This is a genomic window from Amycolatopsis dongchuanensis (genome assembly GCF_039542405.1).
Lineage (GTDB): Bacteria > Actinomycetota > Actinomycetes > Mycobacteriales > Pseudonocardiaceae > Amycolatopsis_E > Amycolatopsis_E sacchari.
On the sequence record NZ_BAABIB010000152.1, the window covers coordinates 19,245 to 41,926 of the forward strand.

The following is a 22,682-nucleotide window of genomic DNA, read 5'->3' on the forward strand; positions in this document are numbered from 1 at the left end:
CTCAACCGGAGTCGGCGGGGCGTTCCGCGCCCTCGTCGACCCGGCTCACCCTGCTCGCCGCCCGGAACAGGTACCTCATCTGGCGGCGGCGAGTGGGGTGGCACAGGCCCCACAACAACGTCGTCTCCAGCCGGGATCGCCAGCGCAGATCGGGGCAGAGCAGCCGCGCCAGGCGGAGGAACTCGGCGCGGTCGGCCCGTGCCTTCGCACTGGTTCCGCGGAGCGTGCCCTGGTCGCAGAGCGAGACGAGCCTGCGGAGGTAGCCCGGCCCGTAGGAGCGGTCCATGGCGATCGTCCAGGCGAGGGCCCGCATCTCCTCGGGGTGCCGCAGGCTCAGCTCCGCCGCGTCGACGAGCGGGACGTCGTCCTCGGTCCAGACACCGAGCAGCCACATGGCCAGTTCGAGCGCGACCCGGCGCAGACCGTCGCGGGTGCGGAGGGATTTCTTGTCCGCGAGCCAATCCTGCACCGTGCGCAGGATGACGGGGGCGTTCGCGTTGTCGGCGAGCGAGACCAGAACGGCCGCGATGACCGCGTCGCCCGCCCTGGCGGAGTCGGTGCGGGCGATCTCGGCCAGCCGTTCCAGTGCGCGTTCCCGGTCTGTCTCGAAGAAGGCGCCGCAGACGAGCGCGGCCGTGTACTTCCGGTTGACCGACGTGCCCGCGATCCAGGAGTCCAGGATGTCCTCCACCAGACCGCGGAGGTTGTGTTTGCCGGCGAGGCGGGTGAGCGTCTTCCCGGCGAGGTGGCGTTGCCGCAGACCGTTGTGCCCTGCCAGGTATTCCACGGGCCGCAGGGGTTTGTGGGCCGGGACCTCGGTGATGATGGTGCACAACGCCTGCACCGCGGCCTCCGGCTCGTCCGAACCGCACATCCAGTCGAGCAGGATCTTGTGGTCGAGGTGGTACTGCTGCCAGAACCGCCGCAGGACCGCGTTCGCCCAGTCCGGCCGCTCGAACCGCACGGTCTGTTCGCGCAGGCCGGGGTGGCTGGAGTGGCTCCGCAGGTCGGTGGTCGCGCGGATGTCCCGCAACAGCCGGTCCTTGGGCTTGCTGAACACCCGCCGCGGACGGGGCGTCCGGTCCTGCGGCAGCTCCGCCGCGCGGGCGAGGCGGTCGAGCCGCACCGCGTGTTCGGCGACCTCGTCGAAGGGTTTGCCCTCCAGCAGCGCGACCGCCATGAGCATGGTGAACTCCTCCGAAGCCCACCCGTCGTGGATGATGTCCTTGACCGCGCGGTCCACGTCCTCGTCGAGTTTCCTGGCGAACTCCGCCTCGTCGCCGCCTTCCGTCGTGAGCGTGATGGCCATGTCCGCGGCGTGCGCGGCCTTGTGCGGTGGATCGCCGACCGTGAGTTTCCCGGCGAGCACACGGTCGAAGACCGCCCGGGCCTCCTCGAAGCGGCCGGGTGCGCGGTGCCGCATCCGGGCCAGCGCCACCTGCACGGGGTCGGGCGGTTTGAGGGGAACGGCCTGGGCGTTGGCGGAATGCGGCACGTCGCCGGGCTGGTCGACGATGATCACCAGCCGGCAGTGCCGGGTCCTGGCGAGCCCAGCGGCCTTGGTGAGGTCGAACTCCGTCAGCACCGCGGCCCCGGGGCCGGTCGCGTGCCAGAGGTAGCCGTCGTCGGCGTGCAGTTCGTCCTCTTTGATGCCGCCCAGCCGTCGTCCGCTGTTGAGGCGGACGATCCGCCTGCTGCCGGCGAGCAGGCGGAGGCCGGCGAAGTTCCTCCCGGTGCCGGTGTTGTGCAGCACCACGACCGACCGTTCCGCGAGGATCTTCGCGGCCTGCGCGTAGCCGTCCGGCTCCACGAACTGCCCGGCGACCTCGGCGAGCTCGTCCTCGTTGACCTGCCACTCGAAGAGTTCGCCGTCGGGGGACTTGATCTCCTGCACGATGGTCTGGACGGTGATGTCGCCGTGGACTTCGCCCGTCTGCGCGACCGAGCCGTGGATGTCGCCGTGGATCTTGTTCCCGGCCGGCGCGTGGGGCGGCTGGGCGGTGGGCTGCTGCTCGGACGGCGACGGCACAGCCCCAGTGTGACCAGAACGGGCGAGGAGTTGAACAGCGTTCACTCGTTCGGCCCTGGGCGGACCTTCGCTCAGAAGTCCACGCGGACGGCGTCCCCGGTGGAAATCGTGCCCGGCTGGGTCACCCGCATGATCAGGCCGAACTTGTTGTCGTGCTGCTCGATCAGCCAGGTCTGCAGCTTCGGCCAGCGTTCGCGGCCCTGCGGGTCCCAGCTGGGCACGGCACACCGGATGCACGGGCCGGAGCGCTCGCCGACGGCCTCCAGCACCACGTCGCCGATGGTGATCGCCGTGCCCTCGCCCCAGTCCTCCTCGGCGAAGGCGGGGGCGTCGAGCGTCAGGTGCACGTTGGGGCGGAAGCGTTCCAGCGCGACGGGCGCGCCCAGCTCGTCCTCCAGCGCCGCCCGCGACGCCTCGACCGTCACGAGCACCGTCGGACCGCGGTCCTGCTGCCCGTCCGCCGTGCGCAGTTCCAGTGGCATGCCGAGGGATCCGGTCAGCGCGGCGGGCAGCCCGGGATCGGTCCACGACCACTCCGCGCCGTCCGGGCCGTACAGCGTGGGCGGTTCCCCGACGTCGCCGCGGTACTCGCTGCGCCACGACAGCAGCTCGGGGTTCTGCCGGACCGTGAGCACGCGGCCGGCGCGCTTCTCGCGGAGGTCGATCAGCGCGTGCGCGCGGTCGCCCGCCATGCCGCGGTGGTCGAACAGGGCGGCGGAGGGCTGCTCGCCCCGCAGGGATTTGACCGGCCAGCGGTTGAGCTGGGCCACGGAACCGGAGAACACCCGTTCATCGTATCCGGGCTCAGGACCAGCGCAGGACCACGAGCTGCGTGAGCAGCGCCAGCCGGACGTCGGGATCGTCGAGGTCCAGGGGTACGAGTTCGAGCAGCCGCCGCATGCGGTAGCGCAGGGTGTTGGGGTGGATCCGCAGCGCCGCGGCCGCCGCGCGGGGGTCGCCGGGGAACCGCAGCCACTCGTACAGCGTGGCGAGGTATTCGGTGCGGTGGACGCGGTCGTGCTCGCGCAGGGACTCCAGCGGCCCGAACTCCGTGACGCGCGCGGCGGCGGCCGCGGCGGCCGTGCGGTGCAGGACCAGCGCGGTCCACACCTCGTCGTAGCTGCCGGCGTTGTCCCGCAGCAGCCCCGCTCGCAGCAGCCCCAGCGTCTCCTCCGCCTCGGCGCGCGACCGGGTCAGCTCGCCGACGTCCACGGCGCTGCCTGCCGCCAGCCGCAGGTCCGCCAGCGCCTTCCGCAGCTCGGCCCACGAGCCCGGCCCGTGCCCGTCGGGCACTACGGCGTACAGCAGCCCGCCGAGCTCGGTCGCGACCGGACGGCGGCCGATGCCGTGGGAGATCCGCTCCAGCAGCGCCAGCCGCAGCCCCTCGCCGTCCGCGCTGTCGCCGCCGGGCGTGTCGACCACGACGACGCGGTGCGGGCCCTCGCCGAGGTCCAGCTCCTCGATCGCCTTGCGCGGGCCCACCTTCCCCTCCAGTAACGCCCGCAACACCCCCGCCGACGCACGGCGCCGCGCGTCCTCGTGCGCGCGGCGGCGCAGCAGGTGCAGCGCGACGATCGGGGCGGTGTGGGCGAACGCGGCCGCGCGTTCCTCCGGGACCGGGCCCCGCACGACGGCCCACATCGAGCCGAGCAGCTCGCCGCCCATCCGGATCGGCACGATCAGCCGCGGCAGGGTGCCGTCCTTCTGCGCGGGCACGAAAACCGTCTGCCGCCCGCGGGACAGCTCGCGGAACACGCCACGCGAGCGGAACCGGGCGAGCACGTCGTCGGGGATGCGGCGGCCCATGATCGTGGACACGCGTGCGGGGTCGGTGAGGTCCTGCCTGGCGGAGTAGGCGAGCACGCGCGAGTTGACGTCCTCGATCGTCACCGGCGCGTCCACCACCGACGCGATGACGTCGGCGAGCCGGAACAGGTCGCCCGCGCCGGCGTCGCTGTCGTCGATCGCCTCGGAGTCGGCCGCGTCGAGCACGGTCCGCAGCAGCCACACCAGTTGCGCCCACGCCGTCGCCGCCCGCACCTCGACGAGCGCGATCTCCGCGTCCTTCGCCGCGCGCCGCACGGCCTGCTTGCCCGCCAGCGGGGGTTTGAGCAACACGGCGGCGGCCTTGCGCCCGGCGCTGTGCGCCACGAGCGCGACCGCGTCCTCGACGTCGGCGGCGGCCACCCCGAGCACGAGATCGCCTGCCGCGACCGACGTCGCGACCCCCGGCTCGGCGATCACCACGTCCGCCACCGCGGGACACGCCTCCGGGACCCACACGTCACGCAGCAGGGTGGGGCCGACGCGCTCGACGACCTCGCGAACGGACACCATTCGCGCAGCATACGGCGCGTTCGGGCCGCCGGAGGCCAGGTTGCCCAGCACGCCGGGAGCACTGCCCACAAGGGTGCCCAGCCACTGGAACCGGTTGGTCGGGGACGGCCGGAATGGCTAGCGTCGGAGACCATGACGAGCAACGACGCCTGGTCCTTCGAGACCAAACAGATCCACTCGGGTGCGAACCCGGACAGCGCGACCGGCGCCCGCGCGACGCCGATCTACCAGACCACGTCCTACGTGTTCCGGGACACCCAGCACGGCGCCGACCTGTTCAGCCTCGCCGAGCCCGGCAACATCTACACACGGATCATGAACCCGACGCAGGACGTGCTGGAGCAGCGCGTCGCCGCGCTGGAAGGCGGTGTCGCCGGGCTCGCGTTCGCGTCGGGTTCCGCGGCCCTCACCGCCGCGGTGCTGACCGTGGCGCAGGCGGGTGACCACCTCGTGTCGAGCCCGAAGCTCTACGGCGGCACGTACAACCTCTTCCACTACACCCTGCCGAAGCTGGGCATCGAGGTCAGCTTCGTCGAGGACCAGAACGACCTCGACCAGTGGCGCGCCGCGGTCCGCCCGAACACGAAGCTGTTCTTCGGCGAGACACTGGCGAACCCGGGTGGCGACGTGCTGGACATCCGCGCGGTCGCCGACGTGGCGCACGAGGCGGGCGTCCCGCTGTTCGTCGACAACACCGTGCCCACCCCGTACCTGCTGCGCCCGATCGAGCACGGCGCCGACGTCGTGATCCACTCGGCGACCAAGTACCTGGGCGGCCACGGCACGACCATCGCCGGCGTGCTCGTCGACGGCGGCACCTTCGACTTCGGTGCCGACCCGCAGCGCTTCCCCGGTTTCAACGAGCCCGACCCCAGCTACCACGGCCTGCGGTACTGGGAGGCGCTCGGCCCCGGCGCGTTCGCCGCGAAGGCCCGCGTGCAGGTGCTGCGGGACACCGGTGCCGCGATCTCGCCGCTCAACAGCTTCCTCATCATCCAGGGCATCGAGACGCTGTCGCTGCGGCTGGAGCGCCACGTCGCGAACGCGCAGGCGCTGGCCGAGTGGCTGGAGCAGCGTGACGAGGTCGAGAAGGTCTACTACGCCGGACTGCCGTCGAGCCCGCACTACCAGCTCGCGCAGAAGTACCTGCCCAAGGGCGCGGGCGCGGTGCTGTCGTTCGAGCTGCGTGGCGGCGTCGAAGCGGGCCGCAAGTTCGTGGACGGCACCGAGCTGCACAGCCAGCTGGTCAACATCGGCGACGTGCGCAGCCTGATCGTGCACCCGGCGAGCACGACGCACAGCCAGCTCAACCCCGAGGAGCAGCTGTCCAGCGGTGTCACGCCGGGCCTGGTGCGGCTCGCGGTCGGCATCGAGGGCATCGAGGACCTCAAGGCCGACCTGGAGGCCGGTTTCCGGGCGGCCAAGGCGGCTCTGTGAGCCCAGCGCGGGACCTCCCTCCCGCCACGGGTGCGTGGCGGGAGGGCGATCCACCCGGGCGTCGGCAGTTCCTGACGGTGCCAGGGGAGTTGCGGCTGGAGGCGGGCGGCAGCCTGCCCGGGTACCGCGTCGCCTACGAGACCTGGGGAAAGCTGAACTCGGACGCGTCCAACGCCGTGTTGATCGAGCACGCCCTCACCGGGGATTCGCACGCGGCGGGGCCGGCCGGGCCAGGGCACCCGTCGCCGGGCTGGTGGGACGGGCTGATCGGGCCTGGCCGGGCGCTGGACACCGACGAGGTGTTCGTCGTCGTGCCCAACATCCTGGGTGGCTGCCAGGGCACGACGGGTCCGTCGTCGCCGGATCCGGACGGGAAGCCGTGGGGCAGCAGGTTTCCGCGGCTGACCGTGCGCGACCAGGTGGTGGCCGAGGCCGCGCTCGCCGACGCCCTGGGGATCGAGCGGTGGGCGCTCGTGCTCGGCGGGTCGATGGGCGGCATGCGTGCGCTGGAGTGGGCGGTGGGCCTGCCCGCGCGCGTGGACGCGTTGCTCGTGGTCGCCTCCACGGCCGCCGCCTCGGCGGAGCAGATCGCGTGGGCGGCGCCGCAGCTGCACGCGATCCGGTCGGACCCGGGCTGGCGCGGCGGCGACTACTACGACGCCGCCCCCGGCGAGGGCCCGCACGTGGGGCTGGGCATCGCCCGGCGGATCGCGCACGTGACGTACCGCAGCGAACCCGAGCTGTCCCAGCGGTTCGGCCGGCACCGGCAGGCCCCCGGCGACGACCGGTACGCCGTGGAGTCCTATTTGGACCACCACGCGGACAAGCTGGTCCGCCGCTTCGACGCGAACAGCTACCTGCTGCTGACCGAGTCGATGAACGACCACGACGTCGGCAGGGACCGCGGCGGCGTCGGGCAGGCGCTGTCCCGCGTGACGGCGCGGACGGTGGTGGCGGGCGTGGACAGCGACCGGCTGTACCCGCCGTACCAGTCCCGCGACCTCGCGGCGGGGATCGCGACGGCCGGTGAGGCGGCGGTGATCTCGTCCCCGTACGGGCACGACTCGTTCCTCATCGAGACGCCGCAGCTCTCCGCGCTGGTGAAGTCCCTGCTGGGTTAGGACACCCGGCTCAGTCCGCCAGTGCCTCGTGCACCCAGTCGGTGACCGGCAGGTCCCGGTCGAGGCACTCGGCGGACAGCCGGATGGTCCAGCGCAGTGCCTGCAGCACCAGGCTGTTCACCTCGTCCGGCGCCGCGCTCGACAGGGCGATCTCCACCTGCTCCTCGGCGGCCTCGGTGTTGCCGTGCACCTCCGCGAGCAGCGTGCGCACAGCCGTCCGCACCGGCGGGTCGGCTTCGTCGATCGGGACCTCTTCGCCCGCCTCGTCGAACACCTGCACCTTCACCGGCGCGCTGCCGCCGTCGCCCAGCGCGGACACCATCGTGCTGCACTCGCCGAACAGCAACAGCACCAGTTCGCGCATCTCGGCCGTGGAGGACGGCGCCACCTCGTCGAGCGCGTCGTCGTCCCGGCCGAGCCGCATCGCGACGAGTGCACGCTGTGCCTTCGCCACGATCTTCTGCTCGCTGCTCACCCGCCTATCAAACACCAGAGATCGGGGGTTCGCGCCAGTGCGAAGAACGGGTGACTCACGCGAGTGCGCGCAGTGCACCGAGCGCGAGCCGGCGCAGCAGCGCGGCGAGTTCTTCGTCAGCCAGATAGCGGTTGTACGGCGTCGAGTTGATCAGACCGAACACGGCGTGTGCGGCCGAGCGCGCGCGGCGCTCGCTGACGCCGGGCACCGCGTCCCTGATCGCCTTCACCCACACCTCGACGTAGCGGCGCTGCAACGCGCGCACCTGTTTGCGGTCCTCGTCGGTCAGGTTCGCCAGGTTGCGCTCCTGCACGGTGATCAACGACGGCTGGCTCAACGCGAAGTCCACGTGGAAGTCGACCAGTTCGGCGAGCACGTGCTCCGGGTCCTCGGCCCGCTCCGCCCGCGCGGTGCCGCCGTCGAGCAGGTAGTGGCTGATCGAGCTGAGCATCTCGCCCAGCATCGCGTCCTTGCTGCGGAAGTGGCGGTACAGCGCGGGACCGGAGATGCCGACGGCGGCGCCGATGTCGTCGATGCCCACCCCGTGGAACCCGTGCCGCGCGAACAGTTCGGCCGCGGCGGTCAGGATCTGCTCGCGGCGGCTCGCCTTCTCGCCGTTGACCAGGGGGGTGGAGCTGGACATTCCTTCATGCTATCGGGTCAAGTTAGCGACCGCTAACGTCTGCCCGGGGCGGATTCGCGGGGACGTCAGGGCAGAAACCCGCCGGTAGGCGGGAGCCGGGTGCCAGCGTGGGCCCTCTTCCACGAAAGGAGCTCCATGACCACCGCACGCAGAACGTTCGCCGCGCTCACCGCCGCCGTACTGGTCGCGCTCGGGTTCACCACGGCCGCACAGGCGGACACGGTCGACTACGTCGCGCTCGGCGACTCCTACTCCGCCGGGGTCGGCGCCGGCTCCTACACGAACGCCGACTGCAAGCGCAGCTCGGTCGCGTACCCGGAGCTGTACGCGCAGAACAGCGGTGCGAAGCTGAACTTCCAGGCCTGCACGGGTGCCACCACCACCGACGTGACGGCCAAGCAGCTCGACGCGCTGAGCGCGAGCACGGCGCTCGTCTCGATCAGCGTCGGCGGCAGTGACGCCGGGTTCACCGACGTGATGCAGGAGTGCGTGCTCGGCGGCGACGCCGCGTGCCAGGCCGCGGTGGACAAGGCCGTGGACTACGTGCACAACACGTTGCCGGGTCAGCTCGATGGCCTCTACTCGGCCATCCGCGTGAAGGCGCCGCAGGCGAAGGTCGTGGTGCTCGGCTACCCGCACATCTACCAGCTCGGCACGTCGTGCGCGTTCGCCCCGTCCGACGGCTCCCGCGGGCTGATCAACGGTGCCGCCGACGAACTCGATGCGGTGATCGGCAAGGCGGCCGCCAACGCCGGTTTCGCGTTCGCCGACGTGCGTCCCGCCTTCACCGGACACGAAGCCTGCGCGAGCGAGGCTTGGCTCAACAACGTGGTTTTCCCGCTCGACGAGTCGTTCCACCCGAACGTCACCGGCCAGGCGAGCGGCTACTACCCGGCGTTCACCGGCGCACTCTGACGTTCGCCGTCTCGTTACCACTTTCCAACTAATTGCGGGTCCCTGTGGGAAACAACCCTGCTACATCTAAAGGAGGTCTGTCACTTCAGAGAAGGGCGTTCGACCCATGTCCGTCCCCGCAGCCCGCAGAACCGTCACCGTCATCGTCGCCGTGGTACTGGCCACGCTGGGACTCACCACGGCCGCCCAGGCCGCCACGATCAACTACGTCGCGCTCGGCGATTCCTACTCCTCGGGAGTCGGCGCCGGGTCCTACATCGACTCGAGCAGCTGCAAGCGCAGTTCGAAGGCGTACCCGTCGCTCTACGCGAGCAGCAGCGGTGCGTCGCTGAGCTTCCAGGCGTGCTCGGGGGCGAAGACCTCGGACGTGCTCAACAACCAGGTGGGTGCGCTGAGCGCGAGCACGACGCTCGTGTCGATCAGCGTGGGCGGCAACGACGCCGGGTTCAGCAGCGTGATGCAGGACTGCATCCTCGGCGGGGACTCGGGCTGCAAGACCGCGATCGCGAACGCCACCGACTACGTCAACACCACGCTGCCGGGCCTGCTCGACACCGTGTACCGGACCATCCGGAGCAAGGCGCCGAACGCCAAGGTCGTGGTGCTCGGCTACCCGCACTTCTACAAGATCGGCGGGTCCTGCTCGGTCGGGCTGTCGGACACCTCCCGCGGCTACATCAACGGCGGGGCCGACGCGCTGGACACGGTGATCGAGAAGGAGGCGGCCAACGCCGGCTTCACCTTCGCCGACGTCCGGCCTGCCTTCACCGGGCACGAGATCTGCTCCGGTTCGGCGTGGCTGCACAGCGTGACCCTGCCGATCGACGAGTCGTACCACCCGACCGCGACCGGTCAGGCGAGCGGCTACTACCCGACGTTCACCGCCGCGTTCTGACCGCTGGACAGCCGGGTTAGTCGTCGTTAACATCGGGGCAGCAGTTAACGACGACTAACCTGGGCTGGCATGGACACACCGACGTTGACCACCGCGGTGGATCCGCGGAGCGAGAGTTACGCGCGCAACGCGACGGCGCACGCCGAACTGGTCGAGGACCTGCACAAGCGGCTCGCGGCCGCGCGGCTCGGCGGCCCGGAGAAGGCCCGCGCCCGGCACGTCGAGCGCGGCAAGCTGCTGCCGCGGGACAGGGTCGACGCGCTGCTCGACCCCGGTTCCCCCTTCCTGGAGCTGTCCCCGCTCGCCGCGAACGGCCTCTACGACGACGAGGCGCCGGCCGCCGGGATCATCACCGGGATCGGCCGCGTGTCGGGCCGCGAGTGCGTGATCGTCGCGAACGACGCCACGGTCAAGGGCGGCACCTACTACCCGATGACCGTCAAGAAGCACCTGCGGGCGCAGGAAGTGGCGCTGCACAACAACCTGCCGTGCCTCTACCTCGTCGACTCCGGCGGCGCGTTCCTGCCCCGGCAGGACGAGGTGTTCCCCGACCGCGAGCACTTCGGCCGCATCTTCTACAACCAGGCGACGATGTCCGCACGCGGCATCCCGCAGATCGCCGCGGTGCTCGGCTCGTGCACCGCCGGCGGCGCGTACGTCCCGGCGATGAGCGACGAAGCGGTGATCGTGCGGAACCAGGGCACGATCTTCCTCGGCGGCCCGCCGCTGGTGAAGGCGGCGACCGGTGAGGTCGTCACGGCGGAGGAGCTGGGCGGCGGGGACGTGCACGCCCGGCAGTCCGGCGTCACCGACCACCTCGCCGACGACGACGGGCACGCGCTGCGGATCGTCCGGTCGATCGTCTCCACGCTCGGCCCGCGCGCGCCGCGCCCGTGGGACGTCGCGCCGGTCGAGGAGCCGGTGGTGGACCCGAAGCAGCTCTACGGCGCGGTGCCGGTGGATTCGCGCACGCCGTACGACGTGCGCGAGGTGATCGCGCGGATCGTCGACGGCAGCCGGTTCGCCGAGTTCAAGAAGGAGTACGGGGCGACCCTCGTCACCGGGTTCGCCCGCATCCACGGGCACCCGGTCGGCATCGTCGCGAACAACGGCGTGTTGTTCGCCGAGTCGGCGATGAAGGGCGCGCACTTCATCGAGCTGTGCGACAGGCGTTCGATCCCGTTGGTGTTCCTGCAGAACATCAGCGGGTTCATGGTCGGCAAGGCGTACGAGGCGGGCGGCATCGCCAAGCACGGCGCGAAGATGGTGACCGCCGTGGCGTGCGCGCGGGTGCCGAAGCTGACCGTGATCATCGGCGGGTCGTTCGGCGCCGGGAACTACTCGATGTGCGGGCGGGCGTACTCGCCCCGGTTCCTGTGGATGTGGCCCAACGCCCGGATTTCCGTGATGGGCGGGGAGCAGGCGGCGCAGGTGCTCTCGGCCGTCCGGCGTGACGGCGGGGACGAGGAGGAGTTCAAGGACCGCATCCGGGCGCAGTACGAGGAACAGGGCAACCCGTACTACTCGACCGCGCGGCTGTGGGACGACGGCGTGATCGACCCGGCGGACACCCGCACGGTGCTGGGGCTCGCGTTGTCCGTCGCGGCGAACGCGCCGCTGGAACCCGTCGGCTACGGCGTATTCAGGATGTGATCATGTTCGACACGGTGCTGGTCGCGAACCGCGGCGAGATCGCGGTGCGGGTGATGAACACCCTGCGGCGCATGGGAATCCGCTCGGTCGCGGTGTACACGGACGCGGACGCCGGCACGCGCGCGGTGCGGGAGGCCGACACCGCGGTGCGCGTCTCGGACTACCTGTCCATTTCGGACATGGTGGCAGCCGCGCGGCGCACCGGTGCGCAGGCGGTGCACCCCGGCTACGGCTTCCTGGCGGAGAACGCGCGGTTCGCGCGCGCCTGCGCCGAGGCCGGGCTGGTGTTCATCGGCCCGCCCGCCGACGCGATCGAGGCGATGGGTGACAAGATCGCGGCGAAGGCCACGGTGTCGGCCGCCGGGGTGCCGGTGGTGCCCGGCGTGTCCGATGTGGACGACCTCGCCGCGGCCGCCGCCGAGGTCGGTTACCCGCTGCTGCTCAAGCCGTCCGCGGGCGGTGGCGGCAAGGGCATGCGGCTGGTGACCGACCCGGCGGACCTCGCGGCGGCGGTGGAGTCGGCGCAGCGCGAGGCGCGTTCGGCGTTCGGGGACGACCGGCTGCTGCTCGAACGCTTCGTCACCACCCCGCGGCACATCGAGATCCAGGTGCTCGCCGACACGCACGGCACTGTGCTGCACCTCGGCGAGCGCGAGTGCAGCCTCCAGCGGCGGCACCAGAAGATCGTCGAGGAGGCGCCGTCGGTGCTGCTCGACGAGGCGACCCGCGCGAGGATGGGCGCGGCCGCGGTGGAGGCGGCGCGGTCCGTGGGGTACACCGGCGCGGGCACGGTCGAGTTCATCGTGTCGGCACACGCGCCGGACGAGTTCTTCTTCATGGAGATGAACACGCGGCTGCAGGTCGAGCACCCGGTCACCGAGCTGGTGACCGGGCTCGACCTCGTCGAGTGGCAGGTGCGCGTCGCCGCCGGGGAAGCGCTTTCCCTGACGCAGGAGGACATCCGGCTCGACGGGCACGCGGTGGAGGTCCGCGTCTACGCCGAGGACGCGGCCAGGGGCTTCATCCCGACCGGCGGCACCGTGCTCGACCTGCACGAGCCCACCGACGTGCGTGTCGACTCGTGGCTGAGCCCTGGCACGGTCGTCAGCTCGAACTACGACCCGATGCTGGCGAAGGTGGTCGCGTGGGGGCCGGACCGCGCGGCGGCGCTGCACCGGCTCGACCGCGCGCTGGCGGACACGGCGGTGCTGGGCCTGACCACGAACGTCGCGTTCCTGCGTGCGCTGCTCGCGGACCCGGACGTCCGAAGTGGACAGATCGACACCGGCCTGGTCGAGCGGCGGCTGGAGTCGCTTGTGCCCTCGGAGGTGCCGGAGGAGTTCTTCGTCGCCGCCGCGCTGGACCGGGTGCTCGACCTGCAGCCCTCGGGCGATGTCGTGGACCCGTGGGACGTGCCGAGCGGCTGGCGGCTGGGCGGCGGCGGGGGCGTGACGATGCGCCTCAAGGCCGGGGAGACCGAGGCGCTGGTGCGGGTCGAGGGCTCGCCGGACGCGGCGACGGTCGTCGTCGGCGACGGGGAGCCGGTGCGGGTTTCCGCGCGGCGCGAGGGAAACCGGCTCGACGTGCACTACGCGGGCGAGTTCCGGCGGTACCGGCGTGCGGGGGAATGGCTGGCGCGTGACGGTTTCGCGGTGGCGGTCGGCGAGCGGCCCAACCTGCTGGCGACGCGCGGAGAGTCGAACGAGGGCGGCCCGGTCGTCAGCCCGATGCCCGGCACGGTCCTGGTGGTGAAGGTGGCGCCCGGCGAGCGGGTCGCGGCGGGCGCGCCGCTGCTCGTGGTCGAGGCGATGAAGATGGAGCACACCCTGGTCGCGCCGGTGGACGGGGTGGTGCGTGAGGTGCGTGTCCAGGCGGGCCAACAGGTCGCGCTGGACGAGGTGCTGGCCGTGGTGACCCCGGAGGCGGAGAAATGATCGACTTCAGGCTGGACGAAGAGTACGAGTCGCTGCGGAAGACGGTGGAGGACTTCGCGCGCAGCGAGGTGGCTCCGGTGATCGGCGGCTTCTACGAGCGCGAGGAGTTCCCGTACGACCTGGTCGCGCAGATGGGCCGGATGGGGTTGTTCGGGCTGCCGTTCCCGGAGGAGTTCGGCGGGATGGGCGGTGACTACTTCGCGCTGTGCCTCGCGCTGGAGGAGCTCGGCCGGGTGGACTCTTCGCTGGCGGTGACGCTCGAAGCCGGGGTGTCGCTGGGGGCGATGCCGATCCACCGGTTCGGCAGCCAGGCGCAGAAGGAGAAGTGGCTGCCCGCGTTGTGCGCGGGGGAGGCGCTCGGCGGGTTCGGGCTGACCGAGCCGGGCGGCGGTTCGGACGCGGGTGCCACGCGCACGACGGCGCGGCTGGACGGGGATTCGTGGGTGATCAACGGCAGCAAGTCGTTCATCACCAACTCGGGCACGGACATCACGCGGCTGGTCACGGTGACCGCGGTGACGGGCACGAAACCGGACGGTGGCAAGGAGATCTCGGCGATCATCGTGCCGTCGGGTACGCCTGGGTTCACGGTGGAGCAGAAGTACTCCAAGGTGGGCTGGAACGCGTCCGACACGCACGGTCTGTCCTTTTCGGACTGTCGGGTGCCCGCGGAGAACCTCGTCGGTGAGCGTGGCAGGGGGTACGCACAATTTCTGTCCATTTTGGACGAAGGCCGGGTGGCGATCGCCGCGTTGAGCGTGGGCCTTGCGCAGGGTTGTGTCGACGAGTGCCTGCGGTACGTGCGGGAGCGCCAGGCGTTCGGTGCGGCGATCGGGACGTACCAGGCGATCCAGTTCAAGATCGCGGACATGGAGACGCGGGCGCACACGGCGCGCCTGGCGTACTACCAGGCGGCGGCGAAGATGCTGCGCGGCGAGCCGTTCAAGAAGGAGGCGTCGATCGCGAAACTGGTGTCGTCGAACGCGGCGATGGACAACGCCCGCGACGCAACGCAGATCTTCGGCGGCTACGGCTTCATGAACGAGTACCCGGTAGGCAGGTTCTACCGCGACGCGAAGATCCTGGAAATCGGCGAAGGCACGAGCGAGATCCAGCGGATGCTGATCGCCAGGGAGCTGGGCCTCCGCTGACGGCCGGGGGCCGGGCCTGCGCTGACGGCTGGGGGCTGGGGGCGCTCCCCTGGCCCGGTGCCCGGTGCCCGGTGCCCGGTGCCCGGTGCCCGGTGCCCGGTGCTCGGTCGCGGAGTGGCCCATGGCTTGCGGCAGTCGGGACCGGGCGGCGCGGGACTGGACGGCGGGTGCCGGGGTCGGTTGGCGGGTGGCCCGGTTGGTGAGGCGGCCGGGATCCGGTGGCCGAGCCGGGCGGCAGGGGCCCCACGGCCCGGCGGCCTGCTGCTGGGCGGGCGGCGGCCGGGCTGGGCGGCAGGGGCCTCACGACGAGGCGGTCTGCGGTTGGGTGGCGCGATGGCTGGGCCGCGGCTGTCGCGGATGGCCGTGAGGTTCGCGGTCGCCCGGGTGGCTGCTGCGAGGGCCGCTGAGATGACCGGTCTGAAGAGGCTGTTGAGTCCGGCGGCGGCACGGGGCTGCCGCCGCCCGACGCAACGTCGCTGGGCCGACCCCCATTCGCGGTCCAGCCCTGTAGGGATGATGGCAGGGCGGCACTGACACGTCACTGACAGTTCGGCGCTTACCCTCCATCCAGGTGCATCGGGCTCATCCGAGCGGGGCATCTAGCGGGGAACTGTCACACCCTTTCCTCTGTCCAGAGTGCGTCGCCGGAAGCGCCGCGTCCGCGCACGCCGACGGTGGGCCTTCCAGTCCAGCTGTCGGAGGCTACTTCGCGGAAGCTCGCCCACGCGTGCCGTTACCGCCGGGCCGTGCCGCGACCGCCGCGCGGCCCACCCCGTGCGCCGCCACCCGCCTCGCCCCAGCCCCGACCCTCCAGCCCACGAACCTCCCACCCGGAGACCGCCTCGCGACCGCCACCCGGCCATCGCCCCCACCCGACCTCACGAACCAGCCCCAACCCCCACTCCAACCCCACCCCACTCCGACCCCGTCAGGCGCTGCGCCCCACGCGGTTGAGGATGTGCTCCGCCTGGGGCGCCAGGATCGTCGAGCCCATGGCCGCCAGTGCGTCCCGCGCCTGGCGGGCCAGTGCCGCCGCCTCCGTGCGTTCGCCGCCGTGCCAGAGGGCGTCCGCCAGCCAGATGAGTGAGCTCGCCGCCGCGCGGCGGTCACCCAGGTCGGTGAAGATCTCGTGTGAGCGCCGGGCCGTGGCGGCCGCCTCGGCGAACCTGCCCTGCGCCGTCTCGACACGGCTGCGCAGCTGCAGCAGCCAGCCCTCGTCGTGCGGGTTGCCGCTGAGCAGGGGCGCCGCCTCCGCACACGCCGACGCCGCCGCCTCCGTGTCGCCCAGCAACAGCGCGGTCCTGGCCATCTCCCGGAACAGCCCAGCCGTCAACGACGGCACGTCCAGTTTCAACGCCTCCTGCGTCGTCTTCTTCAGCACCCACATCGCCTCGCGCACGCGGTCGTGCTGCTGCAACGTCTGCGCCAGCGTCCGGCTCGCCGTGCAGTACGCGATCCGGTCCTCACCCGTCTCGGCGATCCGCACCGCCCGCTCCGCCGTCTCCAGGTCCGGCTCGTTGCGCATCATCCGGCAGAACGCCACTCCGGTGAGGCTGTACACGAGTTCGGTCGTCGCGCCCAGCCGGTCGAACGCCTCCGCGCACGCGACGAACGTGCGTTCCGACTCGGCCACGTCCTCCGCCAGCGAAGCCTCCGCCCTGCCGTAGTCCGCCCGCCACGCCACCAGCTCGTCCCCCGCGGCCCGCGCCGCCTCGGCGATCCGCTGCCGCGCCGCCGCCAGCTGGTCGAACCCGCCCCCGAGGTGCAGCGCGGGGATCACCAGGTCCGCCAGCCGTGCCGCGTCCGCGTGCCAGCCCACCGAGCACGCCTGGTCGATCGCCGCCAGCAGGAGGTCCCGCTCCGCGCTCGCCCACCCCGCCGGGCACTCCAGGGGCGGCAGGTCCAGCCGGACGGGCGTCGTGCCGGGCGGCTGGTAGGGCTGCAGCTCCTCGGTCCAGCGCGCCGCCTCGCGGTAGACCTCCTCGCCCCGCGACAGCAGCACGTCGAGCAACCGCCGCAGCGCCGGCCGGGAATCCTCCTCCGCGGCCAGGTCCCGCGCGTACAACGCCACGAGGTCGTGCGTGCGGTACCGGTCGCCGCCCCGCGGTTCCAGCAGCGCCGACGCGGTGAGCGCCTCGACCAGCCGGTCCCCGTCGCCGCCGTCGGTGACCGCGCCGAGCGCCCACGCCGGAAAACCCGTGCGCGGCAACAAAGCCGTGCGCCGCAACGCGGTCTGCGCCACCGGGCTCAAACCGCGGTAGGTGAGGGACAGGCTCGCCCGCACCTCCATCCCCTCGACCGCCAGCTCGTCGAGCCGGGTCCGTTCGTCCCGCAGCCGCTGCGCCAGCGCGGCCAGCGGCGCCTCGGGCCGCAGCGACAACCTGGCACCCGCGATGCGCAACGCCAGCGGCAGCGCGCCGCACAGCCGCACCAGCTCCTCGGCGTGCGCCCGTTCCGCCGCGATCCGCGCGCCGCCGATCATCCGCGTCAGCAGGTCGATCCCGCCGTCCCCGCGCAGGGGGTCGACCCGGACGCGCCGGGCGTTCGGCAGGTCGAGCAGGGACCGCCGGGACGTGACGAGCACGGCGCACCGCCCGGTGCCGGGCAGCGCGGGCGCGATCTGCGCGGATTCCGCCACGTCGTCCAGCACGAGCAGCACCCGGCGGTCGGCGAGCCGGGCCCGCAGCGCCGCCGCCCTGGCACCGGTCTGCGCCGGGATCTGCCCGGCGGGCACGCCGCTGGCCAGCAGCAACTGTTCCAGCAGCTCGTGCGCGGAGGTCCGGCCGGCGTGCCGGTCGTAGAGCGCCGCGAACCACTGCCCGTCCGGGTAGCGCTCACGCAGCCGGTGCGCGGCCTCGACGGCGAGCGTGCTCTTGCCTACGCCGGGCTGCCCCCACACCACCACGACCCGCGCCGCCTCGGCCGGTTCCAGCAGCTGTTCGAGCCGTTCGAGCACGTCCTCGCGGCCGACGAAGTCTTCCGCGCGGGACGGGAGCTGGCACACCGGCGCCCATTCGCCGGAGGAGTCCCCGGAGAGCGCCGCGGCGTGCAGGTCCCGCAGCTCCGCACCCGGTTCCACACCCAGCTCCTCGGCCAGCACGGCACGCGCTTCGGCGTAGACCGCGAGCGCCTCCGCCTGCGCGCCGATCTGGTGCAGGGCCCGCATGAGCTGGGCCCAGAAGCTCTCGCGCAGCGGGTGGCGCTGGGTGAGCCTCCGCAGTTCGGGGATCGCCTCGGCCGCGCGGCCGGCCTCCAGGTCGAGCGCGATGGCGCGGCTGAGCGCGGTCAGTCGCAGCTCCTCCAGCTCGCGGCGGTCGGCCTCGCTCAGCGGCAGCGGGACGGGCTCGTCACTCCACAGGCCGAGCGCCTCGGCGAGCAGGGCGCGTTCCGCGGCCGGATCTCCGGCCTCCCTCGCCTTCGCCAGGAGGGTGGTGAACTCGAGCAGGTCGAGTTCGTCCTCCGCGACGACGATCCGGTAGCCACCCGGTTCGGCGCGAACGCGGTCCGGGTCGCCGAGCGCGGCCCGCAGCCGTTTGACGAGCACGTGCAGGCTGTTGCTGGCGTTCTTCGGGCGGCGGTGCCAGATGGCGTCGACGAGGTCGTCGGCGGGCACGACCTGGTCGGGGTGGGCGAGCAGCGTGGCGAGGAGCGTCTGGTGCAGGCGCGAGCGGATGCGCACCGGCTCCCCGTCGGCGCAGACGGAGAACCGGCCGAGCAGGCGGAAGCGCCACGCTGCCTTGGCCACGGTCGTGATCTCCCTTGAATCGCGTTCACCAAGACCATACGTGCGCAGGTCGGAGGCGGGCCACACGCGTCCCGGAGGCCGCGGCCCGCTGTGACACTGCTGGAAAATCTGTCTCCTGCCCGGCAGGATGAGCGCCATGGCAACGGAGCTGCGGGGCAAGGTCATCGTGATCACCGGAGGTGCGCAGGGGATCGGCGCGACCACGGCCAGAGCGCTGGTCCGGCTGGGCGCGCGCGTGGCGATCGGCGACATCGACCAGGTGGGCGCGGAGAAAACCGCCGCCGAGCTGGGTGGTGACACGCTGGCCCTGCCACTCGACGTGACCGACGGGCGCGCGTTCGGCGAGTTCCTCGACGAGGTCGAGCGACGGCTCGGGCCGATCGACGTGCTGATCAACAACGCCGGGATCATGCTGCTCGCGCCGCTGGAGCAGGAGGACGACGACGCGACCACGCGGCAGCTGGAGATCAACCTGCACGGCGTCATCCACGGGACGCGCGAGGCGGTCAAGCGGATGCGGCCGCGTGCCGCGGGGCTGATCGTGAACGTCGCGTCGATGGCGGGCAAGGCCGGTTTTCCCGGCGCCGCAACGTATTGCGCGACGAAGCACGCGGTCGTGGGGTTGTCCGAGGCGGTGCGGCTCGAGCTGCGGGGGTCCGGTGTGGACATCGCGTGCGTGATGCCCGCGGTGGTGCGCACCCACCTGGCCGACGGGCTGGTCGAGACGAAGTTGTTCAAGTCGCTGCGGCCGGAGGACGTGGCGCGTGCGATCGTGGACGTCGTGCGCCGGCCGCGGTTCGACGTGTACGTACCGCGTTCGCTGGACTGGACGGGCCGGCTCGGGCGGCTCGTGCCGAGGGCGGCGTCGGAGTGGTTCCTCCGGGCGGTCGGTGCGGACAGGGTGTTCCTGCGCGCGCACGCGGGTGCGCGCGCCGAGTACGAGGCGAGGGTGCGGCGGTCTTGAGTCTGAGTCTGTCTCCGGTGAGCCTGGCGGCCGCGGCGGCGAACGTGGCGGGGAAGCTGCGGGGCGGGGTGGCGGACCTGCGCCCCGTGCCGCGCACGCTGATCGACCAGGGGCCGAACCGGTCGGTGTACCGGATGCACGGTGGCGGGGACGGGCCGCCGGTGCTGCTGGTGCCGCCGCTGGCCGCGCCCGCGTTGTGCTTCGACCTGCGGCGCGGGTGCAGCCTCGCCGAGCACCTGGTCGAGCAGGGGCGGCGGACGTACCTCGTCGACTACGGCACGGTGGCGTTCTCCGACCGGCGGCTCGGCGTGGAGCACTGGATCGACGAGGTGCTGCCGACGGCGATCCGGAAGGTCAGCGAGGACTCCGGCGGGCAGGACGTGCGGGTGGTCGCGTGGTGCCTCGGCGGCTTGTTCTCGCTGCTCACGGCGGCGGACCGGCCGTCGCTGCCGATCGCGTCGATCGCCACGATCGCCTCGCCGGTGGACTTCACCGCGATCCCGCTGATCGCCCCGTTCCGCCCGCTCGTGGCGGCGACGGGCGGGCACCTGCTCACGCCGTTCTACCGGCTGCTGGGCGGCGCACCGTCCTATGTGGTCGGTCGCGTGTTCTGGGCGACGGGGATAGACAAGGAGATCACGAAGCCGCTGGCGATCCTGCGCAACCTCGACGACCGGGATTTCCTGGCGCAGCTCGAGGCCGTGGAGCACCTGATGGACAACATGCTCGCGTACCCGGGGCGGACGTTCGGCCAGCTGTACCACCGGTTCTTTCGCGCGAACGACCTCGCGGACGGGGAACTGGACCTGAACGGCCGGATCATCTCGCTGAGCGGCGTGCGCGTGCCGGTGCTCGTGGTCGCGGGCGAGTCGGACACGATCGCCCCGCGGCGGGCCGTGGAGCGGCTGACGGACCTGCTGCCGTCGGCGCCTTCGGTGGACTTCGTGGTGGCCCCGGGAGGACACTTGGGGGTGCTCACGGGGCGCCGGGCCCGGACGACCACGTGGGCTCACCTCGACGCTTTCCTGGGAGGCTCGTGATGGCGCTCGGCTTGGGGGCGGTGGTCGTGGTGCTGCTCGGGATCGCGCTGGTCGTGGACCTGCGGGACCGGCGGCGTGGCGGTGAGCGGAAGGTGCTGATGCCGCGCTGGGGTGACCGGCGGGCGCGGGGCCTGATCCGGATGTCGCCGATCGCCTGGGACACCTCCAGCGACCGGCTGCGCTCTCCTCGCGAGGAGGCGGAGGAGCGCTGAGTTCGGGGGCTCTCGGCCCACTGCCCCAGCGGGTCAGCGTCGATGCCGGGCAGGTGCGGCGGCTGGTCGCCGGGCAGTTTCCGCAGTGGGCCGGGCTGCCGGTCCGGCCCGTGCCGGACGGCGGGTGGGACAACTTCACCTTCCACCTCGGCGACGCGATGGTGGTGCGCCTGCCCAGCGCGGCCGCTGGCTCCCCGGGGAAACGGCGCGCCTGGACCGCGTTCCGGATGCGGTCGGCTTCGCGCTCGATCTCGCCGATTTCCTCGTCGCCCTGCAGGCTGTCGCTGCCGACGGTCCTCAGCCGGGTAAGCACAACTGGTTCCGCGGGGCCAGCCTGCACACCTATGACGCCCGGGTCGAGCGTGCTTTGTTGGCGCTGGCAGGGCACGTCGATTTCGGGGCCTGCGGTGTCCGTGACCCGTCGTGCGATCTGGCCATCGCCTGGACGCTGCTGACCGGTGAAGCCCGGCGGGCGTTCCGCGACCGCCTGTCGGTCGATCCGTCGACGTGGGCGCGTGGGCGCGGGTGGGCGCTGTGGAAGACGCTGGTCGCGTGCGAGCAGGCGGACGTGGAGGCCCGGCGGGTCCTCGACGAGATCTTCACCGAATACGGCCGACTGGGCCTCCCCGTGGCTGCGGCGGGCTCGATATCCTGGCGCCCCTTCGACGGCTTCAGGAGGTTTTCGTGGCTGCTTTGCCTGCAAACGATCGCACCCCGCTCGTCCGCACCGACTTCAGCGACGACGGGGCGTGGCAGGCGTTGCGGGACGAAATCGGGGACGACTGGGTGGTCGTGGTGGACGATCCCGCGTACCGGGGCTTGTCCGTGGCGGACCTGGTGGCACTGGTCCCTGACGGCAGGCTCTACCCGGCACTCGTGCTCGCCGACGACTTTTCCGCTGGCGAGCGCACGGTGCTGCTGGTCGACGTGGTGGAGGAACCGGGCCGAACGCTGCGCGCCACCCCCGACGCGGCGCGGTCGATGATCAGCAACCTGAGCATCCAGAATCGGACCTTCGACGACTACGTCACCTCCGCGGGCCCGTCCGGGGTCTACCGGCTCTCGGACCGGCACCGCCAGGCACTGGCGGCGCTCGGTGGCTTTTCGTCGGTCGGCAGTAGCCGTGCCGTCGCCCTGGGCCGGAGCGGATCGGTTGGGGAGCCCGCGCAGGCGGGTGGGCGGGCGGAGGCTCAGCAGGCCGGGCAGCGGGCGGAGCCGGCGCAGCGGAGCGTGCCGCCGGAGGCATGAACGCGGCACCGCCCGGCCGCCGTTGTTCGCAGCGACCAAGCGGCGCACCAGCTACTTCAGCTCCGCCGACGTCTTCCCCAGCACCCGCCGAGCCACGATCAGCTGCTGGATCTGCTGCGTCCCCTCAAAAATGTCCAAGATTTCTCAGCCGAGTTTCGTCGACCTCGCTCACTTCGTCGTAAACGGCCTCTGAGCTGCACTGATGCGTCTCGTTAGTTCTCCTCATCTGTCGCTGCTCCCTGGCTTCTGACGGCCTGCAGAAAGCCTGGTGGACCAGCCACACCCAACCCTGCATCCCGATACGAAGCCCGTGGTGCCGGGTCAAGACACGCTTCATCGTCTTCACGCGGTACTACCGGCCGTTGTCAAGATCAGGCGTCGACATGGACGTCCCTCACGACGAGGCGTAACGGAGATCGAGTCACGAACGACCCGTATGTCACGACCGCTCGCAGAGGAGGCCAACGTTGGCTCTGGGGACCCGTGTGCCGCCGCCGCGCGGCTCTGCGCCAGGTGACCCACTGGCGGCCGCTCCGCCCGGCGGGCGGAGCGGAGCGGCAGCCCGCCGTGTCGGAAGCGGGTGCGGCGGCCCAGGCGAGGGGCTACGTAGGCGACAGGCCCGCCGCCAGCGGCGGCTCGCCCTTGATCCCATAGAGCTAAGTTCGGCAAGTTTTCTGGGAACTCGTAGCGAGTTGTACGTCTTTACCGCAGCGGGGCAACTGCGGCGGGCCGTAGCTTCTATTGGACATAAAGTAACATCATGTGCATGTGTTGATCGGTCTCTGAGCCGTCAACCTTCGACGAAATGTCATGTGCTTGCCTCCGATCGTTACCTCTGCCTTCAAGTTGCCCGTAATGTTCTAACTTCTTGTTAAACCTGTCT

General features: G+C 71.7%; 17 protein-coding genes. 11 read left to right on the top strand and 6 right to left on the bottom strand.

Annotation, left to right across the window (positions count from 1 at the left end):
* Nucleotide 1: 1 nt before the first annotated feature.
* The 3 genes from ABFX51_RS35475 to ABFX51_RS35485 form a co-directional block, all read right to left on the bottom strand.
* Nucleotides 2–2,029: a hypothetical protein gene (locus ABFX51_RS35475; protein WP_091504803.1), complete on the bottom strand. Its 2,028-nt coding sequence runs from the start codon at nucleotides 2,027–2,029 to the stop codon at nucleotides 2–4.
* Nucleotides 2,030–2,100: 71 nt separating this feature from the next.
* Nucleotides 2,101–2,814, bottom strand: a complete 714-nt coding sequence (locus ABFX51_RS35480; protein ID WP_091504802.1) for an MOSC domain-containing protein — start codon at nucleotides 2,812–2,814, stop codon at nucleotides 2,101–2,103.
* Between the two features lie 19 nt (nucleotides 2,815–2,833).
* Nucleotides 2,834–4,366: a PucR family transcriptional regulator gene (locus ABFX51_RS35485; protein ID WP_091504801.1), complete on the bottom strand. Its 1,533-nt coding sequence runs from the start codon at nucleotides 4,364–4,366 to the stop codon at nucleotides 2,834–2,836.
* Nucleotides 4,367–4,498: 132 nt separating this feature from the next.
* Here ABFX51_RS35485 and ABFX51_RS35490 point away from each other — a divergent pair, with 132 nt between their 5' ends.
* On the top strand, nucleotides 4,499–5,803 hold the full coding sequence (locus ABFX51_RS35490) for a bifunctional o-acetylhomoserine/o-acetylserine sulfhydrylase (RefSeq protein ID WP_346056377.1): 1,305 nt from the start codon (nucleotides 4,499–4,501) through the stop codon (nucleotides 5,801–5,803).
* Complete coding sequence (gene metX, locus ABFX51_RS35495; RefSeq protein WP_346056378.1) at nucleotides 5,800–6,924, top strand: homoserine O-acetyltransferase MetX; 1,125 nt, start codon at nucleotides 5,800–5,802, stop codon at nucleotides 6,922–6,924. Before ABFX51_RS35490 ends, metX begins: the two co-directional genes overlap by 4 nt.
* 10 nt (nucleotides 6,925–6,934) lie before the next feature.
* On the opposite strand, the gene ABFX51_RS35500 is transcribed toward metX, so the two are convergent.
* Nucleotides 6,935–7,348 carry a hypothetical protein gene (locus ABFX51_RS35500; protein ID WP_245782940.1) on the bottom strand — a complete coding sequence of 138 codons (414 nt, stop codon included), beginning with the start codon at nucleotides 7,346–7,348 and terminating at the stop codon, nucleotides 6,935–6,937.
* Between the two features lie 106 nt (nucleotides 7,349–7,454).
* Nucleotides 7,455–8,042: an SACE_7040 family transcriptional regulator gene (locus ABFX51_RS35505; RefSeq protein WP_091504797.1), complete on the bottom strand. Its 588-nt coding sequence runs from the start codon at nucleotides 8,040–8,042 to the stop codon at nucleotides 7,455–7,457.
* Between the two features lie 135 nt (nucleotides 8,043–8,177).
* On the opposite strand from ABFX51_RS35505, the gene ABFX51_RS35510 reads away from it, so the two are divergent.
* From ABFX51_RS35510 to ABFX51_RS35530, 5 genes are all read left to right on the top strand, one after another.
* Nucleotides 8,178–8,957, top strand: coding sequence for an SGNH/GDSL hydrolase family protein (locus ABFX51_RS35510; protein WP_346056379.1), 780 nt, complete (start codon nucleotides 8,178–8,180; stop codon nucleotides 8,955–8,957).
* Between the two features lie 106 nt (nucleotides 8,958–9,063).
* Nucleotides 9,064–9,852 (top strand): SGNH/GDSL hydrolase family protein, encoded by a 789-nt coding sequence (locus tag ABFX51_RS35515; protein ID WP_091504795.1) that lies wholly within the window; start codon nucleotides 9,064–9,066, stop codon nucleotides 9,850–9,852.
* 69 nt (nucleotides 9,853–9,921) lie between these two features.
* Complete coding sequence (locus tag ABFX51_RS35520; RefSeq protein ID WP_091504794.1) at nucleotides 9,922–11,505, top strand: carboxyl transferase domain-containing protein; 1,584 nt, start codon at nucleotides 9,922–9,924, stop codon at nucleotides 11,503–11,505.
* Nucleotides 11,506–11,507: 2 nt separating this feature from the next.
* Nucleotides 11,508–13,439 carry an acetyl/propionyl/methylcrotonyl-CoA carboxylase subunit alpha gene (locus ABFX51_RS35525; RefSeq protein WP_346056380.1) on the top strand — a complete coding sequence of 644 codons (1,932 nt, stop codon included), beginning with the start codon at nucleotides 11,508–11,510 and terminating at the stop codon, nucleotides 13,437–13,439.
* Nucleotides 13,436–14,590, top strand: coding sequence for an acyl-CoA dehydrogenase family protein (locus tag ABFX51_RS35530; protein ID WP_346056381.1), 1,155 nt, complete (start codon nucleotides 13,436–13,438; stop codon nucleotides 14,588–14,590). The genes ABFX51_RS35525 and ABFX51_RS35530 overlap by 4 nt, the downstream gene beginning before the upstream one ends.
* A gap of 928 nt (nucleotides 14,591–15,518) precedes the next feature.
* Here ABFX51_RS35530 and ABFX51_RS35535 read toward each other — a convergent pair.
* The gene (locus ABFX51_RS35535) at nucleotides 15,519–18,335 is read right to left on the bottom strand and encodes an AfsR/SARP family transcriptional regulator (protein WP_177228556.1); all 2,817 of its coding nucleotides are present in this window, start codon (nucleotides 18,333–18,335) and stop codon (nucleotides 15,519–15,521) included.
* A 127-nt stretch (nucleotides 18,336–18,462) separates the two neighbouring features.
* Here ABFX51_RS35535 and ABFX51_RS35540 point away from each other — a divergent pair, with 127 nt between their 5' ends.
* From ABFX51_RS35540 to ABFX51_RS35555, 4 genes are all read left to right on the top strand, one after another.
* Nucleotides 18,463–19,299 carry an SDR family oxidoreductase gene (locus ABFX51_RS35540; protein WP_091504790.1) on the top strand — a complete coding sequence of 279 codons (837 nt, stop codon included), beginning with the start codon at nucleotides 18,463–18,465 and terminating at the stop codon, nucleotides 19,297–19,299.
* A 2-nt stretch (nucleotides 19,300–19,301) separates the two neighbouring features.
* Nucleotides 19,302–20,339: an alpha/beta fold hydrolase gene (locus ABFX51_RS35545; RefSeq protein WP_245782939.1), complete on the top strand. Its 1,038-nt coding sequence runs from the start codon at nucleotides 19,302–19,304 to the stop codon at nucleotides 20,337–20,339.
* Nucleotides 20,339–20,551 carry a hypothetical protein gene (locus ABFX51_RS35550; RefSeq protein ID WP_346056382.1) on the top strand — a complete coding sequence of 71 codons (213 nt, stop codon included), beginning with the start codon at nucleotides 20,339–20,341 and terminating at the stop codon, nucleotides 20,549–20,551. The genes ABFX51_RS35545 and ABFX51_RS35550 overlap by 1 nt, the downstream gene beginning before the upstream one ends.
* A gap of 693 nt (nucleotides 20,552–21,244) precedes the next feature.
* Entirely contained in the window at nucleotides 21,245–21,799 is a 555-nt protein-coding gene (locus tag ABFX51_RS35555; protein WP_346056383.1) for a DUF6924 domain-containing protein, read from the top strand.
* The last annotated feature ends 883 nt before the right edge of the window (nucleotides 21,800–22,682 follow it).